The sequence below is a fragment of the Ancylobacter sp. Lp-2 genome, assembly GCF_020523795.1.
Classification (GTDB): domain Bacteria; phylum Pseudomonadota; class Alphaproteobacteria; order Rhizobiales; family Xanthobacteraceae; genus Ancylobacter.
Genome location: NZ_JAJALI010000001.1, coordinates 237,310 through 260,286 on the forward strand (window position 1 = coordinate 237,310; position 22,977 = coordinate 260,286).

General features: G+C 69.2%; 18 protein-coding genes. 12 read left to right on the forward strand and 6 right to left on the reverse strand.

Annotated elements, in window-relative coordinates:
* Positions 1 to 7 precede the first annotated feature (7 nt).
* From tesB to LGR54_RS01200, 10 genes are all read left to right on the forward strand, one after another.
* A complete protein-coding gene (gene tesB / locus LGR54_RS01155; protein ID WP_230360154.1) occupies positions 8 to 901 on the forward strand; it encodes an acyl-CoA thioesterase II in 894 nt (297 codons plus the stop codon).
* Between the two features lie 303 nt (positions 902 to 1,204).
* The gene (locus LGR54_RS01160) at positions 1,205 to 1,543 is read left to right on the forward strand and encodes a P-II family nitrogen regulator (RefSeq protein WP_213361593.1); all 339 of its coding nucleotides are present in this window, start codon (positions 1,205 to 1,207) and stop codon (positions 1,541 to 1,543) included.
* A gap of 52 nt (positions 1,544 to 1,595) precedes the next feature.
* Positions 1,596 to 2,948 (forward strand): ammonium transporter, encoded by a 1,353-nt coding sequence (locus LGR54_RS01165; protein WP_230360155.1) that lies wholly within the window; start codon positions 1,596 to 1,598, stop codon positions 2,946 to 2,948.
* A 443-nt stretch (positions 2,949 to 3,391) separates the two neighbouring features.
* The gene (locus LGR54_RS01170; RefSeq protein WP_370638132.1) at positions 3,392 to 4,657 is read left to right on the forward strand and encodes an aminotransferase class I/II-fold pyridoxal phosphate-dependent enzyme; all 1,266 of its coding nucleotides are present in this window, start codon (positions 3,392 to 3,394) and stop codon (positions 4,655 to 4,657) included.
* A gap of 39 nt (positions 4,658 to 4,696) precedes the next feature.
* A complete protein-coding gene (locus LGR54_RS01175; protein ID WP_230360157.1) occupies positions 4,697 to 7,321 on the forward strand; it encodes a DNA translocase FtsK in 2,625 nt (874 codons plus the stop codon).
* Between the two features lie 128 nt (positions 7,322 to 7,449).
* Positions 7,450 to 8,130, forward strand: coding sequence for an outer-membrane lipoprotein carrier protein LolA (locus LGR54_RS01180; RefSeq protein ID WP_230360158.1), 681 nt, complete (start codon positions 7,450 to 7,452; stop codon positions 8,128 to 8,130).
* A 160-nt stretch (positions 8,131 to 8,290) separates the two neighbouring features.
* Positions 8,291 to 9,109 carry an exodeoxyribonuclease III gene (locus LGR54_RS01185; RefSeq protein WP_230360159.1) on the forward strand — a complete coding sequence of 273 codons (819 nt, stop codon included), beginning with the start codon at positions 8,291 to 8,293 and terminating at the stop codon, positions 9,107 to 9,109.
* 108 nt (positions 9,110 to 9,217) lie between these two features.
* Positions 9,218 to 9,433 (forward strand): lipoprotein, encoded by a 216-nt coding sequence (locus LGR54_RS01190; RefSeq protein ID WP_230360160.1) that lies wholly within the window; start codon positions 9,218 to 9,220, stop codon positions 9,431 to 9,433.
* Between the two features lie 48 nt (positions 9,434 to 9,481).
* On the forward strand, positions 9,482 to 10,750 hold the full coding sequence (gene lysA / locus LGR54_RS01195; RefSeq protein ID WP_230360161.1) for a diaminopimelate decarboxylase: 1,269 nt from the start codon (positions 9,482 to 9,484) through the stop codon (positions 10,748 to 10,750).
* Between the two features lie 193 nt (positions 10,751 to 10,943).
* Positions 10,944 to 13,691 (forward strand): TIGR02302 family protein, encoded by a 2,748-nt coding sequence (locus LGR54_RS01200; RefSeq protein ID WP_230360162.1) that lies wholly within the window; start codon positions 10,944 to 10,946, stop codon positions 13,689 to 13,691.
* Between the two features lie 485 nt (positions 13,692 to 14,176).
* Here the strand turns inward: LGR54_RS01200 and LGR54_RS01205 are convergent, their stop codons facing one another.
* The 5 genes from LGR54_RS01205 to LGR54_RS01225 all read right to left on the reverse strand — a co-directional run bounded on the left by LGR54_RS01205 (position 14,177) and on the right by LGR54_RS01225 (position 19,963).
* Entirely contained in the window at positions 14,177 to 15,214 is a 1,038-nt protein-coding gene (locus LGR54_RS01205) for a proline racemase family protein (protein WP_230360764.1), read from the reverse strand.
* Between the two features lie 134 nt (positions 15,215 to 15,348).
* On the reverse strand, positions 15,349 to 16,449 hold the full coding sequence (locus LGR54_RS01210; protein ID WP_230360163.1) for a cis-3-hydroxy-L-proline dehydratase: 1,101 nt from the start codon (positions 16,447 to 16,449) through the stop codon (positions 15,349 to 15,351).
* A 29-nt stretch (positions 16,450 to 16,478) separates the two neighbouring features.
* The gene (locus tag LGR54_RS01215) at positions 16,479 to 17,480 is read right to left on the reverse strand and encodes a 4-hydroxyproline epimerase (RefSeq protein WP_230360164.1); all 1,002 of its coding nucleotides are present in this window, start codon (positions 17,478 to 17,480) and stop codon (positions 16,479 to 16,481) included.
* Positions 17,481 to 17,498: 18 nt separating this feature from the next.
* On the reverse strand, positions 17,499 to 18,737 hold the full coding sequence (locus LGR54_RS01220; protein ID WP_230360165.1) for an FAD-binding oxidoreductase: 1,239 nt from the start codon (positions 18,735 to 18,737) through the stop codon (positions 17,499 to 17,501).
* Positions 18,738 to 19,066: 329 nt separating this feature from the next.
* Positions 19,067 to 19,963: a dihydrodipicolinate synthase family protein gene (locus LGR54_RS01225; RefSeq protein WP_230360166.1), complete on the reverse strand. Its 897-nt coding sequence runs from the start codon at positions 19,961 to 19,963 to the stop codon at positions 19,067 to 19,069.
* 377 nt (positions 19,964 to 20,340) lie between these two features.
* Here LGR54_RS01225 and LGR54_RS01230 point away from each other — a divergent pair, with 377 nt between their 5' ends.
* Together LGR54_RS01230 and LGR54_RS01235 are read left to right on the forward strand one after the other, a co-directional pair.
* On the forward strand, positions 20,341 to 21,024 hold the full coding sequence (locus tag LGR54_RS01230; RefSeq protein WP_230360167.1) for a GntR family transcriptional regulator: 684 nt from the start codon (positions 20,341 to 20,343) through the stop codon (positions 21,022 to 21,024).
* Positions 21,021 to 22,046 (forward strand): aldose epimerase family protein, encoded by a 1,026-nt coding sequence (locus LGR54_RS01235; RefSeq protein WP_230360168.1) that lies wholly within the window; start codon positions 21,021 to 21,023, stop codon positions 22,044 to 22,046. Before LGR54_RS01230 ends, LGR54_RS01235 begins: the two co-directional genes overlap by 4 nt.
* Here the strand turns inward: LGR54_RS01235 and LGR54_RS01240 are convergent.
* A complete protein-coding gene (locus tag LGR54_RS01240) occupies positions 22,043 to 22,936 on the reverse strand; it encodes a LysR family transcriptional regulator (RefSeq protein WP_230360169.1) in 894 nt (297 codons plus the stop codon). The two genes, LGR54_RS01235 and LGR54_RS01240, sit on opposite strands and share 4 nt — an antisense overlap.
* Positions 22,937 to 22,977 lie beyond the last annotated feature (41 nt).

The window sequence follows — 22,977 nt, forward strand, 5'->3', positions numbered from 1 at the left end:
TGCGGACATGACGCCCATCGCCGAGCTCGTCCAGCTGCTCGATCTCGAGGTCCTGGAGGTCAACCTGTTCCGCGGCCACAACCCGCCGGAATCCTGGCCGTTCCGCACCAGGGTGTTCGGCGGGCAGGTGCTGGCGCAGGCGCTGGTGGCGGCGCAGCGCACGGTGGAGACGGCGGTCGCCCACTCGATGCACGCCTATTTCATCCTCGCCGGCGACCCGCAGATTCCCATCGTCTACCAGGTCGAGCGGGTGCGCGACGGCCGCAGCTTCGCCACCCGCCGGGTGGTGGCGGTGCAGCACGGACGGCCGATCTTCATCATGTCGGTGTCCTTCCACATCGCCGAGGAAGGCCTCGACCACCAGATGGCGATGCCCCAGGGCGTGCCGGCGCCGGAGGAGGTGCCCTCCGCGCGCGACCTGCCGGCGGAGCTGCTGGAGTCGCTCGCTCCCGCGGTGCGCAATTACTGGACCCGGCCGCGCCCGGTGGAACTGCGGCCGGTGAACCTGATGCAGCGGCTGCGCGCCGGCAACGCCACGCCGCCGGCCGAGCCGCAGCAGCAGGTGTGGTTCCGTGCCGACGGCGTGCTGCCGGACGACCCCGCCTTGCACCGGGCGGTGCTGGCCTACGCCTCCGACATGACGCTTCTGGAAACCACCACGGTGGTGCACGGCACCAGCGTGCTCGGCGACCGCATCCAGGCCGCCAGCCTCGACCATGCGCTGTGGCTGCATCGCCCGCTGAAGGCGGACGACTGGCTGCTCTACGTGCAGGACAGCCCCAGCGCGCATGGCGCGCGCGGGCTGGCGCGCGGGCTGATCTACGACCGGGCCGGCCGCCTCGTCGCCTCGGTGGCGCAGGAAGGGCTGATTCGGCCGGTTTCGCCTAGGACGGCAGCATAAGATCATTTTTTAGGCAATTTTTGCCCAGGATTCGACGCCGCCCGAACCGCCTCCGCACGGCAGATCAAGAATTAAGCAGCACAACTGCGCCGCGCGATCGGCGTTTGGCACGCGGCCGCCGATCGAAAGCGCCCGAAATCGGCGTTCGACCCCGCGCAACCCCGCACCGTTGCACGGTTGGCACGCGACTTGATTCCTGTTTGTCGGCTTGTCCTTGGGGTTGGGAAACCCGCCTGGCCGAGTCCGACATGAAACGCCCGGGATTCGCCTGTTGCGATCCGGGGCCAAGCGGGGACAGGAACCATGAAGATCGTCATGGCTATCATCAAGCCTTTCAAGCTTGAGGAGGTCCGGGATGCGCTCACCGGTATCGGAGTGCACGGACTGACCGTCACGGAGGTCAAGGGATACGGCCGGCAGAAGGGCCATACCGAGATTTATCGCGGCGCCGAATATGCGGTGAGCTTCCTGCCGAAGCTCAAGATCGAGGTGGCCGTGGCCGCCGACCAGGTCGCCAAGGTGATCGACGCCATCTCCACCTCGGCCAAGACCGGCCAGATCGGCGACGGCAAGATCTTCGTCTACGCGATCGACCAGGCCGTGCGCATCCGCACCGGCGAGACCGACGCCGACGCCCTCTAAAGCCCGCGCCATTGATCCCGACATCGTACGTTTCCGACGGAGCACTCAACCCATGACGATCAAGACTTGGATGCGCGCGGGCCTTCCCGCGCTGGCGACGACGGCGCTGTTCGCCGTTGCCGCCCTGGCGCAGGAGGCCGCGGCCCCGGCGACCGACGCGGTGGCCGACGCCGTGACCGTGGACAAGGGCGACATCACCTGGATGATGGTGTCCTCCATCCTCGTGCTGTTCATGACCGTGCCCGGCCTCGCGCTGTTCTATGGCGGCCTGGTGCGCGCCAAGAACATGCTGTCCGTGCTCATGCAGGTCACGGTGATTGCTGCCGTGATGATGCTGCTGTGGGTGTTCTACGGCTACTCGCTGGCCTTCACCTCGGGCAACGCCTTCATCGGCGGCTTCTCCAAGGCCTTCCTCTCCGGCGTGACCACCGAGAGCCTCGCCGACACCTTCTCCAAGGGCGTGAAGATTCCTGAATACGTCTTCATGGCGTTCCAGATGACCTTCTCGGCCATCACCCCCGCGCTGATCATCGGCGCCTTCGCCGAGCGCATGAAGTTCTCGGCCATCGTGCTGTTCTGCATCCTCTGGGTGACGCTGGTCTATTACCCGATCGCCCACATGGTGTGGTTCTCCGAGGGCTACCTGTTCGGCCTCGGCGCGCTCGACTTCGCCGGCGGCACCGTGGTGCACATCAATGCCGGTATCGCCGGCCTCGTCGGCTGCATCCTGATCGGCAAGCGCACCGGCTTCGGCAAGGAGCTGATGCCTCCCCACTCGCTGCCCTTCGCCATGGTCGGCGCCAGCGTCCTGTGGGTTGGCTGGTTCGGCTTCAACGCCGGTTCCAACCTCGAAGCCAATGCCGGCACCACGCTGGCGCTGGTGAACACCTTCGTCGCCACCGCCGGCGCCATCGTCGGCTGGACGATCATCGAGTGGCTGGCCAAGGGCAAGCCCTCCATGCTCGGCGCCATCTCCGGCATGGTTGCCGGCCTGGTCGCCATCACCCCCGCCGCCGGCCTCTCGGGCCCGATCGGCGCCATCGTGCTCGGCTTCGTTGCGTCCATCATCTGCTTCTTTTTCTGCACCACGGTGAAGAACGCGCTCGGCTATGACGACAGCCTCGACGTGTTCGGCGTCCACGGCATCGGCGGCATCGTCGGCGCCATCGGCACCGGCGTCGTCGTCGCCCCGGCGCTCGGCGGCCCCGGCATCGCCGACTACGCGATGGGCCACCAGGTGTGGGTGCAGGTCCAGGCGGTTGCCGTCACCCTGGTGTGGGGCGGCGTGGTTTCGGCGATCCTCTACAAGGTCGTCGACGTCATCGTCGGCCTGCGTCCGTCGGTGGAGAAGGAGCGCGAGGGTCTCGACATCGTCGAGCACGGCGAGCGCGCCTATCACAGCTGACCGGCACGCCGGTTCCGGCGCGGGTTTATCGCCCGCGCCGTCTTCTCCTGCCTCGCGCAGGCGCAGCCCCGGCTTCGGCCGGGGTTTTTGCGTTTTGGAGCACGCCTTCCGGCCGCATAGGAGGATAGCCGGGCCGCGGACGGAGAATGGCAGGTGGCAAACCGCGAATATCGGTGACTGCCGGGCGCCGCCAGATGCCACGATGCGTCCTCGCCGCGCGACGGCCCCCTACCGATCGGCCGGGAAGACGCGCTGGGAAGCATGGCCCCCTGGGCATATCGCGACCGCTTCCCCGCCGTTTCGCACGCCCTCGCCGACGCGCGGGACAGCTTCGCGGGGGCATCTAGCCCGTTCGCCGGTCGTCGCCCCGCTATGGTCATGGTTAAGGGCGCCTTTACCGCTCGGCGCTATTTTGAATCGCTCACCATGATGGACGAGACGTGATCCCCGTGCCCGCAGCATCGTCGACCGACCCCACCAGCCTCCCGCCGCCGGACGCCCTCCGGCCGGATCCGGGACCGGCGGCGCGCTCGCCTTTCATCCGCCTCGGCGAACTGCTGGCCGACATCAAGCCCGGCAAACCGCCGCTCAGCCTCGCGGTCGGCGAGCCGCGCCACGCCATTCCGCCCTTCGTCGGCGAGGTGCTGGCCGCCCATCTCGACGGCTTCGGCCGCTATCCGGCCGGCAAGGGCCTGCCGGAATTCCGCACCGCCGCCGCTGAATGGTGCGCGCGCCGCTACGCCCTGCCGCGCCCGCTCGACCCCGAGCGCGAGGTGCTGGTGCTGAACGGCTCGCGCGAGGGGCTGTTCCTCGCCGCCATCCTCGCCCGCCGGCTGGTGTCACCGGCCAAGGCGAAGGCGATCGCCGAGACCGGCGGGCCGGCCATCCTGCTGCCCAACCCGTTCTACGCCGCCTATGGTGCCGGTGCCGAGGCCGCCGGCTGCGAGAGCGTGCCGCTGCCGCTTCCCGCTTCCGGTGGCTGGCTGCCGGATCTCGATGCGCTGGATCCGCGCCTGCTGGCCCGCACCGTCGCGCTGTATTTCGCCTCGCCCGCCAACCCGCAGGGCACCATCGCCCCCCGCGCCTATCTGGAGCGGCTGGTGGCACTCGCCCGTGCCCACGAAATCCTGGTCTTCGCCGACGAATGCTATTCGGAGATCTGGCTCGGCGACGCGCCGCCGACCGGCATATTGGAAGTCGGCGGCCCGGACTATGCCGGGGTGGTGACGTTCAACTCGCTGTCGAAGCGCTCCAGCCTGCCCGGCCTGCGCTGCGGCTTCTGCGCCGGCGACGCCGCCTTCATGGCCGCCTTCGCCGACCTGCGTAACGTCGCCGCGCCGCAGGTGCCCGAGCCGTTGCAGCATGTCGGCATCGCCGCCCTCGCCGACGAGGCGCATGTCGAAGCCAGCCGCGCGCTCTACCGTGCCAAGTTCGACATCGCCGATCAGGTGTTCGCCGGCCGCTTCGGCTATGAGCGGCCGGATGGCGGCTTCTTCCTGTGGCTCGACGTCTCCGGCGTCGGCGGCGGCGAGGAGGCGGCGCGCATTCTGTGGCGGCGCGAGGGATTGCGCACGGTTCCCGGCGGCTATCTGTGCCGCTCGGAGAGCGACGGGCGCAATCCGGGGGCGAATTATCTGCGCCTCGCACTGGTGCAGGACCTCGCCACCACGCAAGCGGCGCTGCCGCGCGTGGTGGCCGGACTAAGCTGAGCCGAACCTTTGGGTGGCAAGCGGGAACGGGGCGGGAAGATGGGCGGGCAGACTCAGTCGACGGGCCGGACGCCGCGGACGCGGCAGGCACAGCCTCGCGCCGCCGATGTCCTGCCGCGCCAGACCCAGCGGTCGAAAGCCGGCGCCTCGGTGCGCGGACGCGGCGCCCGCCGCCGGCTGCTGCCGGAAGAAGTGCGCAGCGTGCTGCACCGGCGCGTCGCCGAGCTCGTCGGCCTCGCCCTGGTCGGCCTGTGCGGCCTGATCCTGGCGGCGCTCGCGACCTGGTCCGCCAACGATCCCAGCCTGTCGCGCTCCAGCGCCGCCACGCCGCATAATTTGCTCGGCGTGCCCGGCGCGGTGGTCGCCGACCTGATGATGCAGCTGTTCGGCATTGCCTGCCTTGCGGTGGTGCTGGCGGTCGGCGTCTGGGGCTGGCGCCTGCTGACCCATCGCCCGCCGCACCGGCTCAGGGCACGCATCCTCGCCCTCGCCGCCGGCACCGCCTTCGCGGCGGGTTTCGCCGCCTGCCTGCCACGCTTCGGCACCTGGCCGTTGCCGAGCGGGCTCGGCGGCGTGCTGGGCGAGGCGATGCTGATCCTGCCTTCGCTCATCCGTTCCGGCTGGCTGACCTCCTTCGACTACACCATCGCCGGCGCCCTATGCCTGTTCGGCGCGGTGATGACGCTGCCCCTCGCCTTCGGCCTCGGGCTGAAGCGCCCGGAAGAGCCGGAAGAGGACGTCGCCGGCTTCGAGGACGACGAGCCAGCCCGCTTCGGCCTGCTGTCCCTCGGCGCGCTCGCCCATTGGTGGCTGTCGCTGAAGGCCTGGCTGCAGCCGGGCCGCGCCGCCTATCCGCGTCGCCGTCGCGGCATGATGGCCCGCCTCGGCTCGCTGGTCGGTGTGGAGGACGAGGACGAGCTGCTGCCGCGCGGCGCGCGCCGCGAGCCGAATTTCCGCGGCCAGGACCGCGACGACGACGAGCGGGAATGGGATGCCGACGAGCGCGACGAGGCTGGCTTCCTCGACGCGCCGGACGACGACCTGCCGCCGCACCCGGTGCCGGAGAAGACCCGCACCGGCCGCCGGCCGCCGCTGCGCTCGATCCGCGGCGGCCGCGCCGAGCGCGACGCGGAGCGGCTGCGCTACGCCCATCCCGGCCTCGACCTGCTGGCGCCGCCGCCGGCACGCAACACGCCGGCGCTCGACGACGAGGCGCTGGAGCAGAATTCCCGCGACCTCGAAAGCGTGCTCGACGATTTCGGCGTGCGCGGTGCCATCGTCCACGCCCGCCCCGGCCCGGTGGTGACGCTCTACGAGCTGGAGCCGGCGCCCGGCATCAAGTCGAGCCGCGTCATCGGCCTTGCCGACGACATCGCCCGCTCGATGAGCGCGGTGTCCGCCCGCGTCGCGGTGATCCCCGGCAAGAACGCCATCGGCATCGAGCTGCCCAACCCGAAACGCGAGAAGGTTCTGCTGCGCGAGATCATCGCCGCCAAGGATTTCGGCGAGGCGGCGCACAAGCTGGCACTGGCGCTCGGCAAGACCATCGGCGGCGAGCCGGTGATCGTCGACCTCGCCCGCATGCCGCATCTGCTGGTCGCCGGCACCACCGGCTCCGGCAAGTCGGTCGCCATCAACACCATGATCATGAGCCTGCTGTACCGGCACCGCCCGGACCAGTGCCGGCTGATCCTCATCGACCCGAAGATGCTGGAACTCTCCGTCTATGACGGCATCCCGCATCTGCTCTCCCCCGTCGTCACCGACCCGAAGAAGGCGGTGGTCGCCCTCAAATGGGCGGTGCGCGAGATGGAGGAGCGCTACCGCAAGATGTCGAAGGTCGGCGTGCGCAACATCGACGGCTTCAACGCCCGCATCGCCGAGGCGATGGCCAAGGGCGAGCAGATCGTGCGCACCGTGCAGACCGGCTTCGACCGCGAGACCGGCGAGGCGATCTACGAGCGCGAGGAAATGGACCTCACGCCGCTGCCCTACATCGTCATCGTCGTCGACGAGATGGCCGATCTGATGATGGTTGCCGGCAAGGATATCGAGGGCGCCATCCAGCGCCTCGCCCAGATGGCCCGCGCCGCCGGCATCCACCTGATCATGGCGACGCAGCGCCCCTCGGTCGACGTGATCACCGGCACCATCAAGGCCAACTTCCCGACCCGTATCTCCTTTCAGGTCACGAGCAAGATCGACAGCCGGACCATTCTCGGCGAGATGGGCGCCGAGCAGCTGCTCGGGCAGGGCGACATGCTCTACATGGCCGGCGGCGGGCGCATCTCGCGCGTGCATGGCCCGTTCGTCTCCGACCCGGAGGTCGAGCGCGTCGTCGAGCACCTGAAGACGCAAGGCCAGCCCGACTATCTCGACGCCGTCACCGTCGACGAGGACGAGGGGTCGGCGGGCGAGGACAGCGCGGTCTTCGACAAAGGCGAGTTCGGCGGCGAGGCCGGCGGGCTCTACGAACAGGCGGTGGCGGTGGTGATGCGCGACCGCAAGGCCTCGACCAGCTACATCCAGCGCCGGCTGCAGATCGGCTACAACCGCGCCGCCTCGCTGATGGAGCGGATGGAGAACGAAGGCCTCGTCTCCCCCGCCAACCATGCCGGCAAGCGCGAGATTTTGGTGGAACCGCGCGACGCCGAAGTGGGTTGATCGGGTCGGATGACGCAGCGCCCACGGGCGGGACGGCATAGCCTTATCCTCGCCACAGCGAGCGCCTACCGCCTATAAGCATGACACGACGTCCCGCTTCGCGCCGCCCGCGCCGACGAGAGTGCCCAATGCGCCCGATCCTACCCGCCTCCCTTTGCGTCGCCCTCGCCTTCCTCGCGGCTCCGGCGTTCGCGCAGCAGTCCAACGAGGTGCCGCTGCCGCCTTCGGTGCAGGCCGCCGTCGATGGCCAGCCGGCGGTGCAGGTGGCGGCGGCTTCCGGCCAGAAGGCGGCGCAGCAGACGATCCAGCGCATCAATACCTATTTCAACAGCTTCAAGAGCATGACCGGCAATTTCGTGCAGGTCGACCCGGACGGCACCCGCCGGCAGGGGCAGTTCTACATCCTCAAGCCCGGCCGGGTGCTGTTCGAATACGACCCGCCGAGCCGGGTCGAGCTGGTGGCCGACGGTCGCTCGGTGGCAGTGCGCGACAAGAAGCTGAAGACGCAGGACATCACCCCGCTGTCGGCGACGCCGCTGCGCTTCATCCTCGCCGAGAATTTCGACCTCGCCCGCAATGCCAACGTCACCGGCGTCTATCAGGACGACGTGTTCGCCACCGTGGTGCTGGAGGAGAAGCAGCCGATGATCGGCACCTACCGGCTGATGATCATGTTCGACGCCAAGACCATGCAGCTCAAGCAGTGGACGGTGACCGACCCGCAGGGCTTCGACACCACCGTGGCGGTGTCCAACCTCGACACCTCCGAGCGGCCGGACCCGATGCTGTTCGTCATCAACCGGAAGTGACGGCAGCTCCCTCGCCGGCGGCGGGCGGCATCGCCGCGCGGGGAACCGGACATTCTCCGGGCCGCGGACCCTTCATCCCGGGGCGCTGGATTGCTAGAAGGGGCTGATACCCCTCCCGCCGTGCTCCTCGCCCGGCCGCGATCGCGTAAGGTCCCGCCCCGTGCCGCTCTCCATCGCCACCTGGAACATCAACTCGGTGCGGCTGCGCATCGAGCTCGTCGCCCGCCTTGCCGCCGAACTCCAGCCGGACGTCATCTGCCTGCAGGAGACCAAGACCCCGGACGACCGCTTCCCGCTGAAGGACGCGGCGAAGTTCGGCTACCCGCATGCGGCGATCCACGGCCAGAAGGGCTATCACGGCGTCGCGATCCTCTCGAAGCGCCCCTTCGAGAGCGTCAGCCGGCAGGGCTTCTGCGACATGGGCGACGCCCGCCACATCTCGGTGGTGCTCGGCCGGGAAGCCGGGCTCGACGCGCCGGTGACCGTGCACAATTTCTATATTCCGGCCGGCGGCGACATTCCCGACCCCGAGATCAACCCGAAGTTCAAGCACAAGCTCGCCTTCCTCGACGAGGCCACCGCCTGGGAGACGCTGCACCCGACCGCGCCGGGCGCCCGCTCGGTACTGGTCGGCGACCTCAACATCGCGCCGCTGGAGACCGACGTGTGGAGCCACAAGCAGCTCCTCGACGTGGTCAGCCACACGCCGATCGAGGTGGAGCGGTTCGGGCGGCTGCAGGCCGCCGGCGGCTGGGTCGACGTGATGCGTAATTTCGTGCCGCCACAGGAGAAGCTCTACACGTGGTGGAGCTACCGCGCCGCCGACTGGGAAGCCTCCAATCGCGGCCGGCGGCTCGACCATGTGTGGGCGAGCCCGGCGCTGGCGCCGACCGCGCAGGCCATGACCGTGCTGCGCGAGGCCCGCGGCTGGGAGAGGCCCTCCGACCACATCCCGGTCATGGTGACGTTCGACGCCTGAACCCTTACGGGTGCCGGGAAGACCATGCGGCGTCATGACTTTCGCCGGTCTCGCCTTTCGCCGATTCGCCGCTATAGTGCGCTCGCCCATTTGTTCCGAGGACGTTCCGTGCCCCGCCCGAACCGACTGCCTGCCGCGCTCCGCCTTCTTCCCGCCCTGCTCGCGCTCGGCGGCGCGCTCGCCATGGCCGGCTGCGGCGTGAAGGGCCCGCTGGAGCCGCCGCCCGGCACCGCGCTCGGCACGCCCGGCCCGGACGGCAAGATGCCGAAGGACACCGGCCCGGTGAAACCGAACAAACCCTTCATCCTGGACGGCCTTCTCTGAGTCCCGGTCTTCTCTGAGCTTCCGGCTTCGCCAACCTTCGGGCCCGCCATGCATCACTTTACCTATCGCGACGGCGTCCTCCATGCCGAGGACGTCAGCCTCGCCGACATCGCCCGTGAGGTCGGCACCCCCGTCTATGTCTATTCGACCGCCACGCTGGAACGGCACTACAAGGTGTTCGCGCAGGCTTTCGCCGACACCAGGGCGACGGTGTGCTACGCGCTGAAGGCCAATTCCAACCAGGCAGTGATCCGCACGCTGGCCCGGCTCGGCGCCGGCGCCGACATCGTCTCCGGCGGCGAGCTGAAGCGGGCGCTGGCGGCCGGCATCGACCCGCACAAGATCGTGTTCTCCGGCGTCGGCAAGACGCGCGAAGAGATGGCCGCCGCGCTCGACGCCGGCATCATGTGCTTCAATGTCGAGAGCGAGCCGGAACTGCTGACCCTTTCCGAGGTCGCGGTGAGCCACGGGGTGGCGGCGCCGGTGTCGATCCGCGTCAACCCGGATGTCGACGCCAAGACCCACGCCAAGATCTCCACCGGCAAGTCGGAGAACAAGTTCGGCATCCCGGTGTCGCGCGCCCGCGAGGTCTACCGCCACGCCGCCGGGCTGCCGGGCATCCGGGTCACCGGCGTCGATATGCATATCGGCAGCCAGATCACCGATCTCGAGCCGTTCGACAATGCCGCCGCGGTGTTGGCCGAACTCGCCCGCGACCTGCTGGCGGAAGGCTTCCCGCTGACCCATCTCGACCTCGGCGGTGGGCTCGGCGTGCCCTATGTCGCCGGCGAGCCCGACCCGCCGCTGCCCTCGGCCTATGCGGCGCTGATCAAGCGGCACACCCACAATCTCGGCCTCGGCCTCGTCTTCGAGGTCGGACGGCTGATCGTCGCCAATGCCGGCGTGCTGCTGGCGCGCGTGCTCTATGTGAAGGAAGGCGAGGGCAAGACCTTCGTCATCGTCGACGCGGCGATGAACGACCTGATCCGCCCGACGCTCTACGACGCGCATCACGAAATTTTGCCCGTGCGCGAAGTGGCGGCCGGCGAGACCGGCATGCTCGCCGACGTGGTCGGGCCGGTGTGCGAATCCGGCGACTTCCTGGCGCTGGGACGGCGGCTGCCGGGGCTGAAGGCGGGCGACCTCATCGCGGTGATGACCGCCGGCGCTTATGGTGCGGTGCAGGCCAACACCTACAACACCCGCCCGCTGGTGCCCGAGGTTCTGGTGCGCGACGGCGACTATGCCGTGGTGCGGCCGCGCCTCGATGCCGAGGCCCTGATCGCCATGGACAAGGTACCCGGCTGGCTCGGCTGAGCCGGACACCGGCCCGCCACATTTCCCCTCCTGCGGCGCGCCCGGCGCTCACGCAGCGATGAACGTATGGGCATGCCCGTTTTTGTGGCGGGGGTAGCGCCCCCGCGCATAGCTGCTAAGGTGACGTTGGGGATTGGCCGAGACGACCGAGAGGCGTGGCTGACAGGGGCTGGTGTGTCGGAGGCTTGAGCGCGTGACGGCAGCACCGGAAGACCATACGCAATCCGCTGGCGAGACCCGCCGGGCGGCGATCGTCGAGCGTGCCGAGGCCCGGCTGGCAACGGCATTGCGCCGGGCCGGCGCGGCGCTGATGTGGGAGCGCATCTGGCCGGCGCTCGCCACCGTGCTCGGCGTCCTCGGCATCTTCCTCATCGTCTCCTGGCTCGGCGTCTGGCTGATGGTGCCGAGCTATGTCCGCGTCATCGGGCTCATCCTCTTCGCGCTTTTGTTCGCCGCCACGCTGATCCCGGCGCTGCGCATCCGCCGCCCCTCCGAGGACGAGTCGCTGGCGCGGCTCGACCGCACCAGCGGCATTGCCCACCGCCCGGTGACCGCGCTCGCCGACCATCTCGCCACCCGCCCGGACGACCCGGTGGCGGCGGCGCTATGGCGGGCGCATCTCAGCCGCGTCGCCGGCCAGCTGGGCACGCTGAAGGCCGGCCTGCCGTCGCCGCGCCTCGCCGCCCGCGACCCCCGCGCCTTCCGCGCTCTGGTGCTGCTCGGCGTCATCGCCAGCTTCTTCATCGCCACCGGCGATCATATGAGGCGCGTCGGCGCCGCTTTCGACTGGACGGCGGCGATCGCGCCCAAGCCCTACCGCATCGACGCCTGGGTCAACCCGCCGACCTATACGATGCGCCCGCCGGTGATCCTGCCCGGCCTGCGTTCCGAGGAAAGCCGTGATACCGCTGCTGCCGCCGCCGAGCCGGAGACCCATAGCGCCGCCGCGATGAGCGTGCCGGCCGGCAGCGAGCTGGTGGTACGGGTGACCGGGCTGTCCGGCTCGCCGCTGTCGGTGTCCGGCGGCATCGCCGCGCCCGCGCCGAAGGAGGACGAGCAGGCCGCCGCGCCGGAAGGCGCCGCCAAGCCTGCGGAGCCTACCGCCGCCAAGCCGCCGCATCCGGAAGCCGGCGAGCAGCGCTTCGTCGTCGCTGGCGACGGCACCGCGCGCATCGTCGGGCCGGACGGCCGCAGCCTGACCTGGCAGTTCACCGTCGTGCCGGACAAGCCGCCCACCATCGCCTTCGCCAAGGAGCCCGGCGCCTCCGGCCGCACCGGCCTCGTGCTCGCCTACAAGGTGGAAGACGACTATGGCGTCACCGGCGCCGAGGCGCGCTTCACCGCCGTGCCGCCGGCAGCGGCGCTGTTCGCGCTGAAGAACGCGCCGGCCAAGCCCGCGCCGCACCCGCTGGTGGAGGCGCCGAACTTCCCGCTGCCGCTGCCGGGCGGCCGGCCGAAATCCGGCACCGGCCAGACCACCAAGGACCTCACCGAGAGCCCCTGGGCCGGCACGCGGGTGACGCTGACCCTCGTCGCCAAGGACGATGCCGGCAATCTCGGCTCCACCGCGCCGAAGAGCGTCACGCTGCCCGCCCGCGCCTTCAACAACCCGCTGGCCCGCGCGTTGGTCGAGCAGCGGCGGATCCTCGCCTTCGACGCCAACCAGCGCCAGCAGGTCGCGGTGGCGCTGGAGACGCTGGCGATCGCGCCGGAGCGTTTCACCCCCGACCCGGCGCATTATCTCGGCTTGCGCACCGCCTTCTGGCGGCTCGAGGCCGCGCGCAACGACGACGAGCTGCGCGGCGTGGTCGACTATCTCTGGGAAGTCGCGGTCCGCATCGAGGACGGCGACATGTCCGACGTCGAGAAGAAGCTGCGCGACGCCCAGCAGGCCTTGCAGGACGCGCTGGAGAACGGCGCCAGCGACCAGGAGATCCAGAAGCTGGCGCAGGAGCTGCGCAAGGCGATGGAGGACTTCATGAAGGCGCTCGCCCAGGAGGCGCAGCGCAATGGCGACACGGCGGAGGCGCCGCCGGATCCCAATGTCCGCACGGTCCGTCCGCAGGACCTGCAGAAGATGCTCGACGACATCGAGAACATGGCTCGCAATGGCGCCCGCGATTCCGCGCGCCAGATGCTCAGCGAGTTGCAGAACATGCTGAACGGCCTGCAGGCCGGCCGCCAGCAGCAGCGTCGCCCGGGCCAGAGCCAGATGTCGCAGGCCATGGACCAGCTCGGCGACATGATCCGCCGTCAGCAGCGCCTGCGCGACCAGACGTTCCGCCAGGGCCAGCAGGGACAGGACGGCCAGCAGGGGCAACAAGGTCAGCAGGGACAACAGGGCGAGCAGCAGGGTCAGGATTTCGGCCAGTTGCAGCAGAACCAGCAGCAACTGCGCGACCAGCTCAAGCAGCTGCGCGAGAAGATGCAGCAGGCGATGCGCAATCGCGGCCAGCAGGGTCAGCAAGGGCAACAGGGGCAACAGGGCGAAGGCCAGCAGGGTCAGCAGGGCCAGCAAGGGCAAGGTCAGCAGGGACAGGGCATGCCCGGCGATGGCGGCCTCGCCGAAGCCGAGCAGGCAATGCGCGAGGCCGAGCAGGCGCTCGGCAATGGCGACGGCACCGGCGCGGTGGACGCACAGAACGAGGCGCTGCAATCGCTGCGCCGCGGCGCCCAGCAGATGGCCGAGGCGATGCAGGGGCAGCCGGGGCAGCAAGGTGGGCCGGGCTCGCCCTCCGGCCAGCAGGCCGAACGCACCGACCCGCTCGGCCGGCCGCTGCGCTCGCGCGACTATGGCGACGACACCACGGTGAAGGTGCCGGACCAGATGGACGTGCAGCGCGCCCGCCGGGTGCTGGAGGAACTGCGCCGCCGCTTCGGCGACCCGCAGCGCCCACAGCTGGAGCTGGATTATCTCGAACGACTGCTCAGGGATTTCTGAGCACCGGCCGGCCTGGCGCTCTTGCCGTCATCCCAGCCGGAGGCGGAACTCGCATCCAATCGTCTGTGAGGGTGGAGGCGTAAGGGTGGAGGCTCCCTTTCCGCATCGGAGTGAGGGCGGGGTGAGGGGTCTTTGATGCCTCCCACTGCCTCCTCCCGTCATCGACCCGCTGGGCGGGCTACTTCTCCTTGTTGGGGAGAAGACATGACCGGGCGAGACCCGCGATCCCGACCGGAACGCGGCTTCGAGCCGGAATCGCTCGCGAACTGTCATGCGATCCGGATCATCCTTCGGAGGGCCGCCAACCCGCTGGTCCGGCGCCGCTTTATCCGTCTCCATTGAGAGAGGTCGGTTCGGAGGGTTGGGAGTGGGGAGCCCGACTGTGGAAGCTCTCGGTTCCGGCAAAACCCCTCCCCCCAAGAGGAGAGGAGGAAGGCGCCGTCCGGGATGCCCCGCCGGTTTTCGCGTGTCGGTTGCTCCCGCCGCTACTCCTGCCGCCAGAGCGGCCAGGTGTCGGTGAGGCGGTAGCCGGTCGGCCAGGGGTCCTCGGGGTCGAGCATCAGCTGCGCGGTGTGGGTGACGAAGGCGCGGCCCATGATCGAGGGCCGGATCGCCGGGCGCCCGCCGATGGTCGTCTCCTCCTCGATGCGGCAATCGAAGCGCGAGCCGATGATCGAGCGGCCAATGAACGGGTCGCCCACCTTCAGCACCCCCTTGGCATGCAGCACCGCCAGCCGCGCCGAGCAGCCGGTACCGGTCGGCGAGCGGTCGATCTTGCCGGGGCGGATCGCCACCGCATTGGCGCCGGAGGCGACGCCGTCCTCATAGGTCAGCGGCGCGGCGAACTGGCAGAACGAGATGTGATCCCAGTCGGTATTCTCCGGGTGGCGGAAGCCGAGCTGGGCATTCGCCGCCTTGACGATCCTCATGCCGGTCTCGGCGAGATCCTTCGCCTCGTCGGGCTGGATGGAGAAGCCAAGCGCATGGGCGTCGACGATGACGAAGCTGTCGCCGCCATAGGCCGTGTCCACCGTGAGCGTGCCGAGGCCTTCGACTTCGAGGCGGGCATCGAGCCGGTCGGCGAAGGAGGGATGGTTGACCACCTTGATCCGCTCGGCCTTGCCGCCCCGGCAATAGGCGGTCGCCTCGATGAGGCCGCCCGGCGCCTCCAGCACCATGCGGGTCTCCGGCTCCGTCATCGGCACGATGCCGGTATCGACCAGCACGGTGGCGACGCAGATCGAGTTGGAGCCGGACATCGGCGGCGTGTCCTCCGGCTCCATGATGATGAAGCCGGCGACCGCGCGCGGGTCCTTGGGCGGCACCAGCAGGTTCACATGGCGGAAGACGCCACCGCGCGGCTCCTGCAGCACGAAGTTGCGCAGATTGTTGTCGGCGGCGATGAAGCGCGACTGCGCCCACAGCGTGTCGCCGGGCGGCGGGGCCACGCCGCCGACTATGACGTCGCCGACCTCGCCTTCCGCATGACAGCCGACAACATGGACGATCTTGGTGGAGCGCATGGGTGCCTCGATCATTGGAGCGACGAACTCCCTCTCCCCGACGGGGAGAGGGTTTGGGGGGAGGGTGTTGCCCGCCCCGCCCCCTGATCCGGCGGCTACGCCACCACCTTCTCCCCAATGAGGAGAAGGAAAGATCACACCACCAGCACCGGCGCGCCGAGCGCCTCGAAGATCGGCGTGATGCCGAGGCCCGGCGTGTCCGGGGCGGTCATGAAGCCGTCGACACGCCTGGGCGCGCCCTCGGCGATATCAATCGTGCCGTAGCTGTTGAAGTCGGTGGCGGAGAAGCAGAACTCCTCCGGCGTCGAGCGGGCGAGATGGGCGATGGTCGCGGTGACGATGTCGCCGCCCCAGGTGTCCTCGATGGTCATCGGCGTGCCGGAGGCGACGCAGATGTCGCGCATCAGCCGCGCCTTGGTGAGGCCGCCGACCTTGGAGATCTTCAGGTTGATGATGTCCATGGCGTCGTCGGCCAGCGCCTTCAGCAGCGTGGGAACGCCGTCGATCACCTCGTCCAGCACGAAGGGGCGGACGGTGCGGGCGCGCACCGACAGGCACTCCTCATAGGTCGGGCAGGGCTGCTCGATATACACGTCAAGATCGGCCACCGCGGCGGCGATGCGCGCCGCCTCGGCCCGCGTCCAGCCGGTATTGGCATCGGCGACCAGCACGTCGGCCGGGTCGAGAATGGCGCGGGTGACGCGGATGCGATCAATGTCCTGATCGGCGTCGCCGCCGACCTTGAGCTGGAACTTGGTGTAGCCCTGCGCCTTGTAGCCGGCGATCTTCGCCGCCATCGCGTCGGGCGCCTCCTGCGAGATGGCGCGGTAGAGCGCGACCTTGTCCTGCGCCGCGCCACCGAGCAGCTTGTAGACCGGCAGGCCGGTCACCTTACCGAGGATGTCCCAGCAGGCGATGTCGATCGGCGCCTTCACATAGGGGTGCCCGCGCAGCACCCCGTCCATGTGGCGGTTCAGCACGTTCAGGTGGGTGGGGTCGAGGCCGATGACCTTGGGCGCGATCTCGGCGAGCCCCGCTCGCACGCCGGCGGCATAGGCCGGCAGATAGGCCGAGCCGAGCGGGCAGCATTCGGCATAGCCGGTGATGCCGGCATCGGTCTCCACCGCCACCACGGTAGAATCGAACACCTCGACGAAATTGCCGTTCGACCAGCTGTAGCGGCCTTCCTTCAGCGGCAGGTCGACCTGCCACGCCTTGATGCCGGTGATCTTCATGGACAGGCGCTCCGCGACAGGAAAAGGGATCAGGTCACGATGAAACCGTGCGCGAAGGGATCGCGGTCGTCGATGAAGATGGTGTTGTAGCCGGTCATCCGCGCCCAGCCGCCGATGGAGGGCACGATGCCGTCATAGTTGCCGACCTTCGCCGCCGCCTCGACCCGGCCCTTGAACAGCGAGCCGATGATGCTCTCATGCACGAAGGCGTCACCGACTTTCAGCCGCCCCTTGCCGGTGAGCTGCGCCATGCGCGCCGAGGTGCCGGTGCCGCAGGGCGAGCGGTCGATGGCCTTGTCGCCGTAGAACACCGCGTTGCGGGCTTGCGCCTCAGGATCGCGCGCGGCGCCGGTCCAGAGGATGTGCGACAGGCCGCGGATCTCCGGCTTTTCCGGATGGACGAACTGGTATTTGGCGTTGAGCGCCGCGCGCAGGCCGGGACTCATGCGCACGAGGTCGCCGGCGGTGAAGTCAGCCATGTCGCGATAGGCGGCCTGCGGCTCGACGATGGCGTAGAAATTGCCGCCATAGGCGACGTCGACGGTGATCTCGCCGAGGCCGGGGCACTCCGCCGTCAGCCCGGTCGAATGCAGAAAGCCGGGCACGTTGGTGAGGCGGACCTCCTCGACATATTGCCCTTCCTGCCGGTACTCGGCGACGACGAGGCCGGCCGGGGTGTCGAGCCTCAGCACGCCGGGCGTCTTCGGGGTGACGAGGCCGTGCTCGATGGCCATGGTCACCGTGCCGATGGTGCCGTGGCCGCACATGGCGAGGCAGCCGGAGGTCTCGATGAACAGGATGGCGACGTCGCAATCTGGCCTTGTCGGCGGGTAGAGGATCGAGCCGGACATCATGTCGTGCCCGCGCGGCTCGAACATCAGGCCCTTGCGGATCCAGTCATACTCGGCAAGGAAATGCGCCCGCTTCTCGATCATGCTGGCGCCCTGAAGATTGGGGCCGCCGCCGGCCACCAGCCGCACCGGGTTGCCGCAGGTGTGGCCGTCTATGCAGAAAAAGCTGTGTCGCGCCATGATGATGAGATCCGAGGACTAGAAGCGGTCCGCCCGCAGCGGGGCGATGTCGATGGAGGGCCGGCGCCCCATGAGAAGGTCGGCCACCAGCCGCCCGGTGCCGGCGCTCTGGGTGAGGCCGAGATGGCCGTGGCCGAAGGCATAGACGATGCGCTCGCTCGCCCGCGAGCGGCCGATCACCGGCAGTGAATCCGGGATGGACGGGCGGAACCCCATCCACTGCGCGCCGCCGCCGGTCCTGAGGCCCGGCAGGAAGGCGGCGGCCTTTTTCAGCATCGCCTCGGAGCGCTTGAAATTGGGCGGCAGCTTCAGGCCGCCGAGTTCCACCGCGCCGCCGACGCGGATGCCGGTCGACAGCGGCGTGACGACGAAGCCGTGGCCGCCGAAGGTCAGCTGGCGGCGCAGGTCGAAGGCGCCGGGCGGCAGGGTGGTGTTGTAGCCACGCTCGGTCTCCAGCGGGATCGCGTCGCCGAGCCCGGCAGCGAGCGGACGCGACCAGGCGCCGCCGGCCACCACCGCCTGCGCGGCATCGAGGGCCGTGCCGTCGCGCAGCTTTACCCGCACGCCGCCTTCCGCCGGAGCCACCGAAGTCACCTCGCCATGGGTGACGGTGCCGCCACGCGCCATCACCGCGTCGAACAGAGCGAGGGCGAAGTGATAGGGGTCGTCGACGGTCTTCCAGTGCGGGGTGAAAGTGCCGGCGACGAAGCGCGGCGACAGGCCGGGCTGCAGCTCGGCAAGCCGGGCGCCACGCACATGCTCGAAGGCGATGCCGGCGCGGGCCCGCTGCTCCCAGCCCTCCTGCGCGCCCGCGAGTTCGGCCTCGCTCTCATAGAGCTGGAGATTGCCGTCCGCGCGGACACGATCCGACAGGCCGGCGTCGCGCACCATCGCCTCCATCGCCCCGGAGGCGACCCGCATCAACTCACCCTGCACCACGAGGCTGCGACGGTAGCGATCCGGCCGGCTGGCGCGCCAGAACCGCAGCAGCCACGGCGCGATGGAAGGCAGGTAGGAGGGCGGGATGGCGAGCGGCCCGAGCGGGTCGATCAGCCATCTCGGCGCCTTGCGCATGATGCCGGGCGAGGCGAGCGGCAGGATGTCGGTGAAGGCGAAGGCGCCGGCATTGCCGCGGCTGGCCCCCTCGGCCACGCCGCCGCGCTCGACGAGGCGCACCCGTCGCCCCTCGCCTTGCAGGTGAAAGGCGACGGCGAGGCCGACGATGCCGGCCCCGACGATCACCACCTCGTCACTCATGATGCCTGTCTTCTCATGGTCTCTCGCGTCCGATGCGGCCGCCGTCACATTCGGCAGGACCGAAATTTGGAAGCGCCCGCATTCGGTGGGAGAGGTAGCTCCGTCAGCCATTAACGTTCCTCTCCCCGTTGGGGAGAGGTGGCCCGCACAGCGGGTCGGTGCGGGGAGACGACATCGGGAAGCCGAGAGCCCCCTCACCCCACCCCGCTCCGGTCACCATCGGAGGCTTCCAATGGTGACCCTACACATGCCGAACTTGGGCAACAGCCAAGTTCGGGGCGGGGCGGGGGAGCCCCGGTCGATCAACCCGAAGCGCGGCTTATCAGGGCTCACGCTGCCTTGGCGAGCATCGGCCGGCGGGCCAGCGCCTCGGCGACCAGCCGCTCGACCTCGGCGCGGCGCGCGCCTTCCAGCGGCAGGCGCGGGGCACGCACGCGCTCGCTGGTGCCGGTGACCAGCGCCTCGACGAGCTTGAGGTTCTGCACGAGGTAGGAAGATACATCGAGATCGAGCAGCGGGCGGAACCAGCGATAGATGGCCAGCGCCTCGTCATAGCGCTTGGCCTGCATCAGCCGGTAGATCGCCACCGTTTCCTCCGGGAAGGCGACCACCAGGCCGGCGACCCAGCCGACAGCGCCGGCGGCCAGCGCCTCGAAGGCGAGGTTGTCGACGCCGGTGAACACGTCGAAGCGGTCGCCGAAGCGGTTGATAATCTCGGTGGTGCGACGGATGTCGTCGGAGGATTCCTTGATCGCCACGAAATGCTTGTCGGCGGCAAGCTCGTCCATGATCTCCAGCGTCACGTCGACCCGGTAGGCGATGCGGTTGGAGTAGATCATCACCGGCAGGTCGGCGCTCGCGGCGATGGTGCTCAGCGTCGCCACCGTCTCCTTGGCATTCGTGTGATAGACGAGGCTCGGCACGATCATCAGGCCCGAGGCCCCGGCCTTGGCGGCGCGCTCGGCGAGGCTGGCGCAGTCGCGGGTGGCGGCGTCGGCAATGGTCATCAGCACCGGCCGGCCGCCGGCGACGCTCTTCGCCACATGCAGCACGTCGAGACGCTCGTCATGCGACAGCATCGGGCCTTCGCCGAGCGAGCCGTTGACGATGAGACCGTCCACGCCCGAGGCGATCTGCCAGGCGAAGCAGCGCTCCATCTCCTTGATGTCGAGCGTGTCGGTCTCGGTGAACTTGGCGGTGACGGCGGGCAGAATGCCAGACCACATGGCGGTAAGCTCCTGTCGGATCAGAGAAATTCAATAGCGGATCAGCGAAAGGCCGCGATGTGCGGCGTGTTCGGATGGCCAAGCCCTGGATCCTTGCCAGGGCCGGCGGCCGGCGTCGCGGGTCTTCCCCTGGTGAAAGCACGGCCCGGTCGGGAACCTCGCGGGCGAGGGCGGAGGCACGGGCGATGCGGATCATCGCCATCCCCCAGCCAATGGCAAGAGCTTCGCTTTTTTGGATCCAATATGCAATATCCTTTTCACAGGCAGTGTGCGAGATTGTTGGGCAGTTCGCCGGACACCGCGCGCCGACGCCCGATTGCGGGCCGGCGCCGCAGCGGGTAGAGCGGTTTGGCGGACGGGGTGGGAGGCAGCGGCAGGTGAAAGTGAAGGCAACCGACATCGCGCAGATGCCGTCCCCCGCCGACGTGATCTTCGACGCGCTGCGCGAGGCGATCGCCAAGGGCGACATCTCGGAAGGCCAGGTGCTGCGGCAGGATCACATCGCCCGCATGTTCAACGTCAGCCGGATACCGGTGCGGGAGGCCCTCACCCGCCTCGAGGAGCAGGGCCTCGTCTCCACCCAGCGCTATCGCGGCGCGGTGGTGACCACGCTGTCGATCGCGGAAATCCGCGAGGTGTTCGAGTTCCGCGCCCTGCTGGAACCGGAAATCCTGCGCTATTCCATCGAGCGGATGTCGCCGGAAGCCCTTGAACACGCCAAGGAATTCGCCCGCGCCTTCGCCACCGAGCCGGATTCCTCGCGCTGGGGCGATCTCAACCGGCGCTTCCACTACAGCCTCTACGAGCCCGCCGACCGGCCCTATTACCTGCAGACCGTCTCGACCGCCCTCGACCGCGTCGACCGCTATCTGCGCGCCCAGCTAGTGCTGACCGACGGCATGGCGCGGGCGCGGCGCGAGCACCAGGGCATTCTCGACGCCTGCATCGCCGGCGATTCCGAATTGGCGGCGCAGCTCACCCGCGAGCATATTCTGGGCGCCGCCGATTCACTGGTCGCCTTCCTGACCCGAACCCGTGCGCAGGAGAACTCCCAGCCATGACCACCGCCGGCCAATTGCCCAGCAATGTCAAGAGCATCGGCAGCTTCGAGGGCGAGGAGCTCTTCGAGATCGGCCTCACAGCCGCCTCCGGCGCCCGCGCCCGTGTGCTGAGCTGGGGGGCGACGCTGCGCGATCTGATGGTGCCGGGGCCGGACGGCGCGCTGCATCGCGGGGCGCTCGGCTTCAGCGATCTCGACAGCTATCTCGCCAACCCCTCCTATCTCGGCGCCACCTGCGGGCGCGTCGCCAACCGCATCGGCGGCGGGCGGTTTTCGCTGGACGGCAGGGAATACGCACTGGCCCGCAACGAGCGCGGCGTCACCCATCTGCATGGCGGCGCGCGCGGCTTCTCGCATCGGCCGTGGAAGATCGCGGCGGTGGACGCGGACACCGTCACCTTCACCCGCACCGCGCCGGACGGCGAGGAAGGCTATCCGGGAAACCTCGATCTTTCATGCACTTACCGGCTTCTCTCGCCCGGCGTGCTACGGGTGGAGATGGAGGCGCGCTCGGACGCGACGACGCCGGTGAACCTGGCGCACCACTCCTATTTCACTCTCGATCCCGGCCATTCCTCACATGAGCTCACGGTGGAGATCCCCGCCCGGAGCTACACCGCGCTCGACGCCCTGAAGGTGCCGACCGGCGAGATCGCTCCGGTCGAGGGGACCGGCTACGACCTGCGCACACCCCGCCGTCTCGGCGACAGTGGCATCACCTACGACATTAATTTCGTTCTGGATCAACCACTTGGTGGGATACGATTCGCCGCGCGCGTCGCCTGCCCGCGCAATGGGCGGACCCTGGAGGTGTGGACCACCGAGCCGGGATTGCAGCTCTACGACGCCTCGATGCTGGCGGAGACCGACAAGGGGCTCGACGGCCTAACCCACGGCAAACACGCGGGAATCTGCCTCGAAGCGCAGAATTTCCCCGACGCGGTGAACCATCCCGGCTTTCCCTCGCCCTGGCTCCGGCCCGGCGACGTCTACCGTCAGGTCACCGAATACCGTTTCGCCTAGGAACCATCGGCGACGAAGCTGTGGCGGGCGGCGCGCACTGCCTCGACGATGCAGCTTTCCACCTCGCGGATGCGGCGCAGCTCATGCACGTCGGCATGGGCGACCAGCCAGTAGGAGCGCCGAAAACTGTGCTCCGGCAATAGCTTGACTAGCTCCGGGTGCCGCTGCGCCGCGTAGTCGTGGAGGATGCCGACCCCGGCACCGGCGCGCACCGCCTCCATCTGCCCGACCACGCTGGCGCATTCGATGCGCCGCGCCTCGATGCCGCGGAAGGTCTCGAAATAGTCGAGCGCGGGTGAGTAGAGCAGGTCCTCGACATAGGTCACCAGCACGTGGCCGGTGAGGCCAGTGAGGTGGACGATGGGGCCAGTGCGGGCGAGATAGTCCGATGAGGCGTAGATGCCGAGGCTGTAATCGGTGAGCTTGCGCGCGACCAGCCGTCCCTCATGCGGTCTCTGGAGCGTCACCGCGATGTCGACCTCGCGCTTCGGCAGCGAGAAGCTCCTCGGCAGCGGCGCGAGCTGGATGGTGAGCCCCGGATAGCGCTCGGCGATCTCCCCCAGCCGGGGAGCGAGGAAATACACCCCGAAGCCGTCCGGCGCACCGATGCGCACCGTGCCCGACAGAGCGAGGTTGGCGTTGCCGAGCGCCGACTGCGCCTGCAGGAGCTCGGTCTCGATCTTCTCGGCATGCTCGAGCAGCCGCTCGCCAGCGGGGGTCAGCGCGCTGCCGGTGGTGCGCCGCTCGATCAATTTGGCGCCGAGCCCGGTCTCCAGCGCGCCGATGCGCCGGCCCACCGTGGCGTGGTCGAGCCCCAGCTGGCGGGCGGCGGCCAGCATCTGGCCGGCGCGCGCCACCGCGAGGAAGACGCGCAGATGATCCCAATCCATGGCTCTTCGATCTGATATGGAAATTCCGCACAACGGATGCG